Origin of the sequence: Kitasatospora sp. NPDC057738 (genome assembly GCF_042798815.1) — a bacterium.
Classification (GTDB): Bacteria; Actinomycetota; Actinomycetes; order Streptomycetales; family Streptomycetaceae; genus Kitasatospora; species Kitasatospora lactacystinica.
In genome coordinates, this window is record NZ_JBHVJT010000042.1 from 67,516 (window position 1) to 80,695 (window position 13,180).

Annotated in this window: 9 protein-coding genes; 7 read left to right on the top strand and 2 right to left on the bottom strand. The window is 74.0% G+C overall.

Annotated features, from left to right (window positions below; genetic code table 11):
* Positions 1-281: 281 nt before the first annotated feature.
* Positions 282-476 carry a hypothetical protein gene (locus ACFVGO_RS22825; RefSeq protein WP_359897331.1) on the bottom strand — a complete coding sequence of 65 codons (195 nt, stop codon included), beginning with the start codon at positions 474-476 and terminating at the stop codon, positions 282-284.
* Positions 477-1,011: 535 nt separating this feature from the next.
* On the opposite strand from ACFVGO_RS22825, the gene ACFVGO_RS22830 reads away from it, so the two are divergent.
* The 5 genes from ACFVGO_RS22830 (at position 1,012) to ACFVGO_RS22850 (ending at position 8,773) form a co-directional block, all read left to right on the top strand.
* Positions 1,012-3,810: an ATP-binding protein gene (locus tag ACFVGO_RS22830; protein ID WP_380633682.1), complete on the top strand. Its 2,799-nt coding sequence runs from the start codon at positions 1,012-1,014 to the stop codon at positions 3,808-3,810.
* 124 nt (positions 3,811-3,934) lie between these two features.
* Positions 3,935-4,363 (top strand): hypothetical protein, encoded by a 429-nt coding sequence (locus ACFVGO_RS22835; RefSeq protein ID WP_380355537.1) that lies wholly within the window; start codon positions 3,935-3,937, stop codon positions 4,361-4,363.
* Positions 4,364-4,723: 360 nt separating this feature from the next.
* Complete coding sequence (gene abc-f, locus ACFVGO_RS22840; protein WP_380355536.1) at positions 4,724-6,358, top strand: ribosomal protection-like ABC-F family protein; 1,635 nt, start codon at positions 4,724-4,726, stop codon at positions 6,356-6,358.
* Between the two features lie 76 nt (positions 6,359-6,434).
* A complete protein-coding gene (locus ACFVGO_RS22845) occupies positions 6,435-8,213 on the top strand; it encodes an ABC-F family ATP-binding cassette domain-containing protein (RefSeq protein WP_380633685.1) in 1,779 nt (592 codons plus the stop codon).
* Positions 8,210-8,773, top strand: a complete 564-nt coding sequence (locus tag ACFVGO_RS22850; protein WP_359897339.1) for a CGNR zinc finger domain-containing protein — start codon at positions 8,210-8,212, stop codon at positions 8,771-8,773. The genes ACFVGO_RS22845 and ACFVGO_RS22850 overlap by 4 nt, the downstream gene beginning before the upstream one ends.
* A gap of 304 nt (positions 8,774-9,077) precedes the next feature.
* Here ACFVGO_RS22850 and ACFVGO_RS22855 read toward each other — a convergent pair whose 3' ends face one another.
* Positions 9,078-9,623 (bottom strand): Ohr family peroxiredoxin, encoded by a 546-nt coding sequence (locus ACFVGO_RS22855; RefSeq protein ID WP_380633692.1) that lies wholly within the window; start codon positions 9,621-9,623, stop codon positions 9,078-9,080.
* Here ACFVGO_RS22855 and ACFVGO_RS22860 point away from each other — a divergent pair, their 5' ends adjacent.
* Positions 9,624-12,800: a BTAD domain-containing putative transcriptional regulator gene (locus tag ACFVGO_RS22860; protein ID WP_380355527.1), complete on the top strand. Its 3,177-nt coding sequence runs from the start codon at positions 9,624-9,626 to the stop codon at positions 12,798-12,800.
* A gap of 78 nt (positions 12,801-12,878) precedes the next feature.
* Positions 12,879-13,112, top strand: a complete 234-nt coding sequence (locus ACFVGO_RS22865; RefSeq protein WP_380633688.1) for a hypothetical protein — start codon at positions 12,879-12,881, stop codon at positions 13,110-13,112.
* Positions 13,113-13,180: the final 68 nt, after the last annotated feature.

Consider the following 13,180-nt stretch of genomic DNA (forward strand, 5'->3'; position numbering starts at 1 on the left):
GAGGATGGGAACGGCGCGACAGGAAAAACAAAAAGGAAGAACGCAGTGCAAAAGAATCCCGAACCCCCCCCGCGCCTCTTCCCTCCCGGTTGTCCGGCGGGTCCCCACCGGCCCGCCGGCGTTCCCGGCGAATCCGGTGGGGCTCCGATCCTCGTCGCGAGGAGGCCCCTTCGTACGAGGTCGACAGCAGCGGTATATCGAGCCGCCCGCCGGCGCTCCGCGGCCTCGGAGCCGGGCCGCCCGCACGGTCCGGCGCCCCGGCCGGCCGTCGGCCACCGGGGTCACAGGCCCAGGTCGACGGCCAGGCAGTTGTAGAAGTTCCAGGAGCTCTCGGGGTTGTACGCGTCGTTCGCCGCGCCGCCCGGGCCGCCCGCCGCCTCCTCGGTCATGTCCTCGAAGCGGATGCGCTCGGGAAGGGTGCCGTAGCGGGCGTGCCGCGCCTCGGCGGCGGGGTCGCCCGCGGGCTGCTTGCTCATGGCCACTCTCCTGACCGGCGGTCACGGACGGCGCCCGCACGGCGCCGGGGACGACCTTCAGGGTGCACCGTACATCGTCACCCGTCAAGACGGTGATGACATCTGGGGCAAAACACCCGCGCCTCACACGTGCCTGGCCGATTCCGCACTCCCGACACCTTGTTGAAGATGCAGGGATCCGCCCCCGCCCCATTTCCAACCTCCTTCCAGCGTCCATGAGTTACCGGGCAGCACCGGCGTGACGACGCGGCGCGGCCTCCCCTCGGGCGCCGCACCCTTTTCCGCCCTTCGGGCGTCACCATCTTGACAGGTGACGATCGGGCACGGCAGTCTCATCACCCGTCAGGGCAGTGATGGCTTCGGTGCTGCCGACCGCCCCTTGCGGGCCGCCGCCCGCGCCACCGCCCACTGACGGCCCGCCCCGCACCCGCCGCCCGGCACCGTCACCCGGCGGTGCCGGGCACGGGCCTGCGCAGGGGCCGGCCGCGGGGCGCGACGCGCCGGACGGACCGACAGGAAGGGGACGCGGGGCCACGTGGAACCGACCAACGGGAGGATCGTCGGCCGCGAGCACGAGCAGCGGGTGCTGTCCGGATTCGTGACGGCCGCCGAGGGCCGTTCCCTCGTGCTGCGGGGCGACGCCGGTGTCGGCAGGAGCACCCTGCTGGAGCACGCCGCCGGGCTCGCCGCCGACCGGAACCACCGGGTGATCAGGGCGTGCGGCGCGGAGGCCGAACGGGAGCTGCCGTTCGCGGGCCTGCACCAGTTGCTGCACCCGCTGCTGGTCGACCTCGGCCGGCTGGACGACGTCGACCGGGCGGCCCTCGACGTCGTGTTCGGCCGCGGCGGAGGCCCGTCGCCCTCGGTCATGGCCCTCGGCGTCGCCGTCCTCGGCCTGCTCTCCCGCGCGGCGTCCCGGCAGCCCCTGCTGCTGGTGCTCGACGACGGCCAGTGGCTCGACGGCCCCAGCACCGAGGTGTGCGGGTTCGTCGGGCGGCGCCTGAGCGTGAGCCCGGTGAAGCTGCTGGTCGGGCTGCGCTCCGACGTGCCCTGCGACTTCGACCGGGCCGCGCTGCCGCCGCTGCCGGTCGGCGCGCTGTCGGGGCCGGCCTCGGAGCAGCTCCTGACCCTGCGCCATCCCGGCCTGGACCCCCGGATCCGGCGGCTGGTCCTGGACGAGGCCCGGGGGAACCCGCTGGCCCTGGTGGAACTGCCGCCGCAGGTCCTGCGCACGGCCCCCGCGCTGCCCGACGGCCGGGCGGCGGGCGGCCGGCCGGAGCTGCCGGGGTGCGCGGGCGTCCCGCTGCCCCGCCGGCTGCGGCACGTGTACGGCGCCCGGATCGGCGCGCTCGGCGAGGCCGTCCGCGCCGAGCTGCTGCGCGGAGCCCTGGACGGCGTCGCCGCGGGCGCGGTGCCCGGCCGCACCCTCCGCGCGCACTACCGGATGACGGGCGCCGAGGCGGCGGCGGACAGCGGGCTGCTGGACGTCGACCCGTTCAGCGGCGAGTTCGTCTTCCGGCACCCCCTGGTGCGGTCGACGGTCGTCCAGCTGGCGACTCCCGGTGAGCGGCGTTCGGCGCACGCCGTGCTCGCCCGGGTGCACCGCGAGGACCCGGAACGGCGCGCCCTGCACCTGGCGGCCTCGACGGTCGGCCCGGACGAGGCGGTCGCGGCCGCGCTGGAGAGCGCCGCCGGCTCGATCACCCGGCGCGGCGGGGCGGTGGCCGCGGTGACCTGGCTGACCCGGGCCGCGGAGCTGAGCGGGAGCCGCGCGGAGCGGTCCCGGCGGCTGGGCGACGCGGCCTTCGTGGCCGGTCACGCCGGCCTGCTGGACCGGGCGCGGCAGCTGGCGCGCTGCGACGGCGCGTCCGGCGCGGGCGCCTCCCCGGCCTCGGTGCTCGTGTCGGCGTACGGCGCGCTCCACGAGGACGGGGACGTCCGGTCCGCGCGGCGCCAGGTCCTCGCCGCGATCGAGGGGATCCGCGACAGCGGTGGGCACGAGCCGACCGAGACGCTCACCCGGCTGGTCGACCTGCTCCTGACCGTGAACCGGTACGCCGCCGACGAGACCGGGTGGGAGCGGACCCACGAACTCCTCGCCTCCCTGGGCGACCTGGTGCCACCGACCTCCCGCCTCTGCCAGGACGCCTGGAGCGACGTGGTCCGGCGCGGCGCCGGGGTGCGGGAGCGGGTGGAGCGCGCGTTCGCCGGCCCGGACACACCGCAGCCCTGGGAGCTGGCCCGGCTGTCGGTCGCCGCCCACCACGTGGACGCCCTCGGCCGGTTCCGGCCGCACCTGCGGCGCGGCGTCGAGCGCGAGCTGCGGACCGGGGCCGCCACGGCCGGTCTGACCATGCTGCACCTGATCATGCTCGACCAGCTGGCCGCCGGGGAGTGGGACGAGGCCGAGCGGACCGGGGAGCGCGGCCTGGAACTGGCCGCCGCCCACCAGCACCCGCTGTTCGCCCAGCAGACCCGCGCGCACCTCGGCCTGCTGGCCGCGATGCGCGGCCGGGCCGACCGCGCGCGGGAGCTCCGGGCCGACGTCGACGCCTGGGCCCGCCCCCGCGGCGTCGGCCTCCTCACCCAGCTCGCCGACGCCGTCGGCGCCGCCGCCGCCCTCGCGGCCGGCGACTACGAATCCGCCTACCTGCACGCCACCGCCATCACGCCGCCCGGCTCCTTCGCGCCCTGCGCGCAGCAGGCCTCCCGGACGCTGCTCGACCTGGTCGAGGCGGCCCTGCACACCGGCCGCCGCGAGGAGGCCCGCCGGCACGCGCTGGCCGCCCGGGAGGCCGGCCTGCCCGACCTCTCCCCGCGCCTGGCCCTGGTCACGTACGGCGCGCTCGCCATGACCGCCGCCGACCCGGCGGAGGCCGCCGAGTGGCGCCGCCGCGCCGAGGGCCACCCGGCGGCCGGCGCCTTCCCGTTCGAGCTCGCCCGGATCCGCCTCGCCCACGGCGTCCGGCTGCGCCAGGCCCGGGGGCGGAAGGCCGCACGGTCGTCGCTGACCTCCGCCGCGGAGGCGTTCGAGCGGCTCGGCGCGGCCGGCTGGGCCGAGCGGGCCCGGGCCGAACTGCACGCCACCGGCGCCTGCCCGCCGGCCTCCCCGGCCCACGGCGCGGCCCGTGTCGCGGCCCTGACCTGGCAGGAGCGCCGGATCGCGGACCTCGCCGCGGGCGGTCTGACCAACAAGGAGATCGGCCTGCGCACGCGGCTGTCCCCGCGCACCGTCGGCTCCCACCTCTACCGGGCGTTCCCCAAGCTCGGGATCACCTCCCGCGCCGCCCTGCGCGACGCCCTCGACCGGATGCCCGCCGCCCCGGACGCGTGACCCCGCCGTACGGCGGCTGTCCCGGCCACCCGCCTTGGATCGTCACCACCTTGACAGGTGACGGAGGTGCATGGAAACCTTGCGTCACCGGTCAGAGCAGTCACTTTTGATGAGGACACCCACCATGGCAGTCGTACGGTTCCATCTCGTCTCCGCGCTCGGCACGGAGGACGTCCTGGCGGTGCTGACCGACTTCGGCCCGTCCCGCGCCGAGGCCTGGCCGAGCATCGACGCCGAGCACTTCGAGGTCCACGCGCTCGGCGACACCTGGGCCGAGGTCACCGAGGGCACCTCGGCCGCCTGGGAACGCGCCCGCTACGAGTGGGAACCGGGCGGCGACACCGTCACCGTCACCACCCTGGACTCCAAGCTCTTCGGCCCCGGGGGCGGCTGGGTCTTCCGGATGACCCCCGAGCAGGACGGCACCCGGGTCGACGTCCAGCTGACGCGACAGCCGAACACGCTCAAGGGCCGGATGCTCGCCGCGCTGCTCCCGGTCGCCGCTCCCCCGGCCCTGCGCAAGTCCTTCGCGGGACCCCTGCGGGTCAAGTGACCCCGCACCGAAGGGGCCGACAGCACCGGCTGTCGGCCCCTTCGGCATGCCCCCGCCGAGGCGAAGGCCGCTGCCACGAAGGGCAGTTGCCGGTCGACACCCACCGGGGCGCACACCCGTCCGGCCACCCGGCGGCCGGCGGCTCCTGCTACAGTGGCCGTGACCTGTAGTCGTGTGATCGAGGAGTGGCAGACGTGGCGGGTGACGACGACATCTCCGGGTGAGACCCGGATCTGACGGCCACCGGCCGGTGCTTCAGGAGCGCCGCCGAGGTGGTCGGCTTCGTCGTACCCATCTTCCGCACGTCTGCCCAGGGCAGAGGTCTATCTTCCTGCCCTCATTCCCTTCGAGGTCATCCCCATGTCCGACGCTGCCGTCGTCTGCTCCAACGTCTCCTTCGCCTGGCCCGACGACACCCCGGTCTTCCACGACCTGTCCTTCACCGTGCCCGCCGGCCGGACCGGCCTGGTCGCCCCCAACGGCTCCGGCAAGAGCACCCTGCTCAAGCTGATCGCCGGCGAACTCAAGCCCGCCACCGGCTCGGTGACGGTCACCGGACGGCTCGGGTACCTCCGCCAGAGCCTGCCCCTGACCTCCGGCCTCACCGTCGCCGAGGTGCTCGACATCGCCCGGATCATCCGGGCCATCGACGCCGTGGAATCCGGGGACGTCGACGAGCGGCACTTCACCACCATCGGCGACGACTGGGACATCGAGGAGCGCACCCGCGCCCAGCTCGACCGTCTCGGCCTGGCCGACCTCACCCTGGACCGCAGCCTGAGCACGCTCAGCGGCGGCCAGATCGTCTCCCTCGGCCTCGCCGCCCAACTGCTCAAGCGCCCCGACGTGCTGCTGCTCGACGAACCGACCAACAACCTCGACGCGCACGCCCGGCACAAGCTCTACGACGTGCTGGAGGACTTCAACGGCTGCCTGCTGCTGGTCAGCCACGACCGCGCGCTGCTCGACCGGATGCAGCACATCGCCGAACTCGGCAACGGCGAACTGCGCTTCTACGGCGGGAACTTCACCGCGTACGAGGAGGCCGTCCGGGCCGAGCAGGAGGTCGCCGAGAAGAACGTCCGCAACGCCGAACAGGAGCTGAAGCGGGAGAAGCGGGAGATGCAGCAGGCCCGCGAACGCGCCGAGCGCCGCCAGAGCAACGCCGCCCGCAACCTCAAGAACGCCGGCCTGCCCCGCATCTTCGCCGGAAACATGAAGCGCGGCGCCCAGGAGTCCGCGGGCCGGGCCGGCCAGATGCACGCGGCCCGGGTCGGCGAGGCCAAGGCCCGGCTCGACGAGGCCGGGCGCGCCCTGCGCGAGGAGCAGCGCCTCTCCCTGGAACTGCCCGACACCCAGGTGCCCGCCGGGCGCAACCTCTTCCTCGGCGAGGGCCTGCAGGTCCGCCACGCCGGCCGGCCGGTGTTCGCCGAGGGCGGCGTCGACCTGAGCGTCCGCGGCCCCGAGCGCATCGCGCTGACCGGGCCCAACGGCGCCGGGAAGAGCACCCTGCTGCGCCTGGTCACCGGCGAACTCGCCCCGGACAGCGGGGAGATCAAGCGCAACGACGGGCGGATCGCCTACCTCTCGCAGCGCCTGGACCTGCTGGACCTCGACCGCACCGTGGCGGAGAACTTCGCCGCGTTCGCCCCCGAGCGGCCCGAGACGGAGCGGATGAACCTGCTCGCCCGCTTCCTCTTCCGCGGGGCCCGGGCCCACCTGCCGGTCGGGGTGCTCTCCGGCGGCGAGCGGCTGCGCGCCACCCTGGCCTGCGTGCTGTGCGCGGACCCGGCCCCGCACCTGCTGCTGCTCGACGAGCCGACCAACAACCTCGACCTGGTCAGCGCCGGCCAGCTGGAGAGCGCCCTGAACTCCTACCAGGGCGCCTTCCTGGTGGTCAGTCACGACGAGCGCTTCCTCGCCGAGATCGGGGTGAACCGCTGGCTCCGGCTGGCCGACGGCACGCTGAAGGAGACCGGGGCGCCCGCGGTGTGAGCCGCCGACGTGCGACGCGGCCCGCCGAGGCACCGTGCCCGGCGGGCCCACCACCCCTCACCTCGGAAGGTTCCCCGTGCTCCAGCACGCCCTGATCGCCCACGACCTCGTCCGCGACCTCGGCGGCCGACGCGTCCTCGACGGCGTCGGCCTGACCGCCGCCCCCGGCCACCGGATCGGCCTGATCGGGGAGAACGGCGCCGGCAAGTCCACCCTGCTGCGGGTGCTCGCCGGCGTGGACGAACCCGACGCGGGAAGCGTCTCGCGCCCCGCGGACCTCGGCTTCCTCCATCAGGAGATGCCCTTCGAGCCCGGCGCCACCGTCGCCGCCGTCCTGGACGACGCGCTGCGCGAGGCCCGCGAGGACCTCGCGGAGCTGGACCGGCTCGGCGCGGAGATCGCCCGCGTCCCGGAGTCCGACCCCGGCCACCCGGACCTCCTGGACGCCTACGGCAGGCGCCTGGAACAGGCCCGGTACCGGGAGTCGTGGGACGCCGACCGCCGGGCCGAACTGGTCCTCGACGGGCTGGGCCTGGACACGCTCGGGCACGACCGCACGCTCGGCTCGCTGTCCGGCGGGCAGCGCGGCCGGGTGGCGCTCGGCGCACTGCTCGTGCGACGGCCGGCCGCGCTGCTGCTGGACGAGCCGACCAACCACCTCGACGACGGCGCCGCCGCCTTCCTGGAGGAGCGGGTCCGCGAACTGCCCGGCACCGTCGTCGTCGCCACCCACGACCGGGCGTTCCTCGACGCCGTCTGCACCGATCTGGTCGACCTCGACCCGGCGGTGGACGGACCGGTCCGCTACGGCGGCGGCTACCGCGCCTACCTGGGCGAGCAGCGCGCCGCGCGGGAGCGCTGGGAGCGGCGCCACGCCGAGGAGCAGCAGGAACTGGCGCGACTGCGCCAGTCCGCCGGTGCGACCGCCCACCTGGTCGCACCGGACCGGGGACCGCGCGACCACGAGAAGATGGGCTACGGCCACCGGGCGGGCCGGGTGCAGAGCCAGGTCTCCCGCCGGGTGCGCAACGCCACCCGGCGGCTGGAGGAGCTGGAGCGCGCACAGGTCCCCGCGCCGCCGCGCCCGCTGCGGTTCGCCGTCCGGGCGCTGGCCGCGGAGGTCGAGGCGCCGGTGGCAGCGGAGGTGGCGGCGGAGGTGGCGGCAGCGGCAGCGGCAGCGGACGTCAGCGCCCCGGCCGCGGACGCCGGTGCGCCGATCGCCGGCACCGGGGAGGACCCGCGGCCGCTGGTGTCGCTCCGGGACGTCCGGGTTCCCGGCCGGCTCGTACTGGACGCGCTGGAGGTGGCGGCGACCGACCGGCTGCTGGTCACGGGCGGCAACGGGACGGGCAAGTCGACGCTGCTCGCCGTCCTCGCCGGGCACCTCGCCGCCGAGGGCACCGTCCGCCGGCACCCCGGCCTGGCGGTCGGGCTGCTCACCCAGGACACCGTGTTCGACCGGCCCGACCGCACCGCCCGCGCCACCTACCGGCTGGCGCTGGGAGCGGCCCGCGCCGAGGAGGTGCCGCTCGGCTCGCTGGGGCTGCTGCCCGCGGCGGACCTGGACGAGCCCGTCGGCCGGCTGTCCGTCGGGCAGCGCCGACGGCTCGCACTGGCGCTCCTGATCGCCGACCCGCCCGGACTGCTGCTGCTCGACGAGCCCACCAACCACCTCTCCCCGCGGCTGTGCGACGAACTGGAGGAGGCCCTCGGCACCGGTCCCGGCGCGATCGTCCTCGCGAGCCACGACCGCTGGCTGCGCCGGCGCTGGCGGGGCCGCGAGCTGCGGCTGGACCCGGCCGGCGCCACGCGTTATTGCACCTCGACACAGTCACCTGTCAGCATGGTGATGTGAACCTTGACCATGTCTTCGTCTGCGGGCACCCGGCCCTGGACTTCGCGGCCACGCTCCGTGCACGACGCACGGTCCGGTTCGAGATGTTCGTGACGCCGGAGCGCCTGAACGCCTGGTACCTGGACTGCGGGCTGGTGGACACGATCACGCCCGGTGACGAGCACGACGTCCGCGAGGCGACGACCGTCCGCGAGGCGATCTACCGGCTCGTCACCAACCGGCGGCTCGACGAGGCCTTCGACCGCGAGGCGCTCGCCGTGCTCAACGCCGCCGCGCGCAAGCCGCCCGTGACACCGCAGCTCACCATGACCGGGCGGCACAACGAGGCGACCCCCGAGCAGGCACTGGCGACCGTCGCGCGCCAGGCGGTCGAACTCCTCAGCGGCCCGGACGTCCCCCTGATGAAGGAGTGCGGCAACCCGGAGTGCACCCGGGTCTACATCGACCGCTCCCGGGGCATGCGCCGCCAGTGGTGCGGCATGGAGTCCTGCGGCAACAAGATCAAGGCCGCCGCCTACCGCGCGCGGAAGAAGACGCCGTCCACCGCGGGCGCCCGGTAGTCCCTCCACGACCGCGCGCCCCGGCGGCCGGACCCCGGCACGGGTACCAGGCATCGCCATCCGTGCCGAGGGGGTGAACGGTTGCGACCCGCCGTCCGGCCGCGTCCGCTCACCCGGACCGGCGGAACACCGGTCCGGGAAGTGACGAACACGCCCGGCCGCCCGGAGGCACGTGTGCGCCCGGGAAGGCGCGTGCCGCCCGCGCGCTCCGGTCGTGCGGTGCGGTGCGGTGCGGTGCGGGGATGTGGGCGGGTCCCGTGCCGGACGGGGGAACAGGCGCGGGACCCGCCGTCAGGGGGGCGGCTCAGGCGGCGACGCCGGCGTGGATGACGACCGGGATGTTGTCGCGCGTGGCCTTGGAGTACGGGCAGATCCGGTGGGCGGCGTGCGCCAGCTCCTCGGCGGTGGCCCGGTCCACGCCGCCGAGCACGGGGCGGAGGACCGCGGAGAGCGCGAACTCGTCGTCGTCGCCGTGGGTCAGGGTGATCTCGGCGGTGACGGTGGTGCTGGTGAGCCGGATCCCGCGGTCGCCGGCCGCCCGGCGAAGGGCCCCGAGGAAGCACGCGGCCCAGCCGGCCGCGAGGAGCTGCTCCGGATTGGTCACCGTACCGCCGCCGCCGAACCGCCTGCGGGAGAACGGCCCTGACGCGGCGCCAGGCCCGAACGACGCCAGGGCCCGAGCGACAGCGACCCCGGGGCGGATACCACACAACAGGCGGAAAGCCGGAGAAGATGCCGAAGCCGAACCGCCCCGAGGCCGGTACGTGCTATGGCCGACCGGCCGCACACATGCCATGCTCTCCGAGGCGACGGATGGGGACCGACCGGCGGGGGTACCGTGGAGTTCCATGTGCTCGGAGCAGTCGAACTGTCCGTCCACGGAAGGCCCGTGGCGCTCGGCACCAACAAGCTGCGCTGTCTCGCCGCGGCACTCGCACTCGACGTCGGCCGACCGGTACCGCTGGACACCCTGATCACCCGGCTCTGGGGCGACGAGCCCCCGGCCAAAGCCCGGGAGGCCGTGCACTCCTACGTCTCCCGGCTGCGCTCCGCGCTCCGGAAGGCGCAGCACCCCGACGACGGCGCGCCGCCCGCGGTGATCAACCGCAAGTCGCACGCCTACGCCCTGGACACCGATCCGAACCGGGTCGACTGGCCCCGGTACGTCCGGCTGGGGCGACGCGCCCGATCGCTCGCCGACGCGGGCAACGACCGCCAGGCGCTCGAACTCCTCCGGCGCGCCGACGACACCTGGCGGGGCGAGCCCCTCGCCGGCCTGCCCGGCCAGTGGGCCCGGGCCACCAGAAGCACCATGCGCGACCAGTGGCTCGCCACCATGCTGACCCGCTGCGAGGTCGAGCTCAGACTCGGACACTTCGCCGAACTCGTCCCCGAACTGGCCGCGTTGGCGGAACAGCGACCGACCGACGAGCGGGTGGCGGGCCACCTGATCACCGCGCTCTACGGCTGCGACAGGTTCGCCGAGGCGCTGGACGTGTTCCGGCGGACCCGGCGGGAACTGCTGGAGTACCTCGGCGCCGAACCCGGCGAACAGCTCAGGGCACTTCAGCAACGCATCCTTCGCCGCGCCCCGATCGGCGAGATCCTGACCCGCCCGGGGCGGCCCGTCGCTCCGCCCATCGCCGCCGAGCACGGCCCCGCGCGCAGCAACTACCTCCCCGTGCGGCACCGGATGGTGGGCCGCGACGCGGAACTCCGGCACCTGCTGTCGGCGCCCACGAGCGGCTCGCCGGACGGCGCGGGCGGCTGCATCCGCGCGGTCTCCGGCATGGCCGGCACCGGGAAGACCAGCCTCGTCGTCACCGCCGCGCACCTCCTCCGGGACCGCTTCCCGGACGGCCGGTACTACGTCGACCTCCGCGCCAACGGCGGCGCCCAACAGCCGCTGGACACCGAGGCGGTGGCGACGTTGCTGCTCAGACAGTTCGGGGTCCCGGCCGCCTCGATCCCCACCGACCGGGACGAGCTGGCGTCCCGGTGCCGCGGCCTGCTCGCCGAACGCCGGGCCGTGGTCGTGCTCGACGACGCCCGGGGGCCCGGACAGGTCCGCCCCCTGCTCCCGGGCAATCCCGCCTCCTGCATCCTCGTCACCAGCCGTCATCGGCTCGCCGAACTCCCCTGCAGTCCGCTCTACCTCGACCCCATGTCGCCCGAGGACGCGGCCGGACTCTTCGTCGCACTGGCCGGAAAGGAACGGACCGGCGATCCCGCCCAGGTCGATGCGCTCGTCGAGCGGTGCGGCGGACTCCCGCTCGCCGTCGACCTGGCGGCGAGCCGGTTCAAGGCCCACCCCACCTGGTCCCTGGAACACTTCGTGCGGCGGCTGTCCCGCAGCGGCGGCCGGCTCAACGAACTCCGCCACGGGCTCGAAAGCGTGGCCCTGGCCTTCGACGTGTCGTACCGCTCGCTCTCCCGCACCCAGCAGGAGGCGTTCCGCCGCCTCGGCCTGCACCCCGGCCCCGACCTCGGCCCCGACACCGCCGCCGCCCTGATCGGACGGCCCCTGCGGGAGACAGACCGGATCCTGGAGAGCCTGCACGACCTGCACATGCTCCAGGAGAACTCGCCGGAACGGTACGTGCTGCACGATCTCCTGCGGGAGTTCGCCGTCGATCTCGTCACGGCCGAGGAACGGCGGCAGGCGATTCGAAGACTCACGGGTTTCGCCTTACGGGTGGCCGACCGGGCCGACCGCACGCTCAATCCCCGGCGATTCCGGCTGGCCCTCCCCCAAACTCCGCACCCCGCCCCCGTGGACGCGCTGGTGGACGGGCTCGACTGGCCCGACGACACGGCCGTCAGGGCCTGGCTGGGGGTGGAACTCCCCGGCCTGGTCGCCGTGGAGGCCCACGCCCGGGCCACCGGCCTGACCGAGGAGGCGGCCTGGCTCGCCCACGTCCTCGCCGACCACCTCGAAACCGAGGGACTGTGGCGCGAGGCCGACGAGATGCACCGGGCCTCGGCACACCACAGTCACGGCCGCGGCGAGGAGCTGGCCGAGAGCCACGCCCTCCTGGCCCTGGCCTCGATCCGGATCCGCACCGCCCAATACGCCGCTGCCGGACCGGCCGCCGAACGCGCTCTCGCGATCGCGGAGTCGCGGGGCGACGCCCAGTGCACCGCCGAGGCACTGGAGAGAATCGCGAAGATCCGCTGGAACCAGAGCGATCTGTCGGCTTCGCTGGCGACCCAGCGCGAGGTCGTCGAGATTCACCGGAAATCCGGGGACGAGTGGAACAGGGCGCGCTGCCTGAACAATCTCGGCGCGATTCTCATGCATCTCGGCGAAAACCGGGAAGCTCTGGAATCGTTCACCGAGGCGCTGCCATTGGCCGAATGCATGAACGATTCGCGGCTCCGACTCCAAATTCTCGGGAACCTTGCCGGAATGCATCTCAACGCTCGGGATCCGAATGCCGCCTGCCACGCCTTCGAACAGATTCTGGCAATCGGGGACGGCATCCTGTCGCCGAACGACCTGGCGATCATCCGCATGAACCTCGCGGGTTCCCTCCCGCTCCCTGCGGAGTCCGCCCGCGCCACCGAGCTCCTCCGAACCGCACTCCGCACCTTTCGCCAGATCGGAAACCGCCGGGTCGAGGCCGACGCCATCAACGGACTGGGAACCGTGTACCGGAAGACGGGGCAGTACGGCGCCGCTCTGGACCAGCACACGAGGGCCCTCGAACTCGCAAGATCGATCGGAGCCCAACGCGAGGCGGCCGCTGCGTTGCGCGGACTGGGCCAGGCCGAGCGGGACCTCGACCGGACAATCGACGCGCTCGACCACTTCCGGCTAGCCGCTGCCCTCTCCCGACAGATCGAGGCGACGGAGGAGGAGGCCGCCGCCTGCGAGGCGCTGGCCGAGCTGCAGCTGCGGACCGGACAGGTGGACACGGCCCGCACGACGCTTCAGCGTGCCATTGAGCTCTCCGAGTCAGCCCGCCTGCCAGAATCGAAAACATTGCGCAATCTTCGCAGCAGGTTCGACCAGTCAAGCGAATAAAACTCGTCAACTCTGCTCATTATCGACTACCGGCGGATTCGATTTGGCATTCGAACCATCCACCGTGCCATCATTTCCGTGATCAGCCGTTCAAACGATCATCGGGAAAGAAGTTTCGTGAACAAATTTGTCCTGTACGCGGCATCCGCTCTGGCCATAGGCCTGCCCGCGCTTCCCACTCCCCCGCATGGCACTTCCAGCGGACCCGCGACGACGTCGACCATTCAGGCCTGGATGCCGATCTGGGCGTTCCGCGCGGCGGTCGACGCCCCCGCCGCCGGGATCGAACCCGCGGCCGGTACGGCCGCCTGAGGCACCCTGGTGGGACAGGACCGCCGCAACCAAAGGAGGGGGGGGGGGGGGGGAAAAAAAAAAGAGCT

Coding starts and splice junctions, on each gene's coding strand:
- ACFVGO_RS22825 (WP_359897331.1), bottom strand. CDS start 476: ATGAGCAAGCAGCCCGCGGGCGACCCCGCCGCCGAGGCGCGGCACGCC.
- ACFVGO_RS22835 (WP_380355537.1), top strand. CDS start 3,935: ATGGCAGTCGTACGGTTCCATCTCGTCTCCGCGCTCGGCACGGAGGAC.
- abc-f (WP_380355536.1), top strand. CDS start 4,724: ATGTCCGACGCTGCCGTCGTCTGCTCCAACGTCTCCTTCGCCTGGCCC.
- ACFVGO_RS22855 (WP_380633692.1), bottom strand. CDS start 9,623: ATGGAACTCCACGGTACCCCCGCCGGTCGGTCCCCATCCGTCGCCTCG.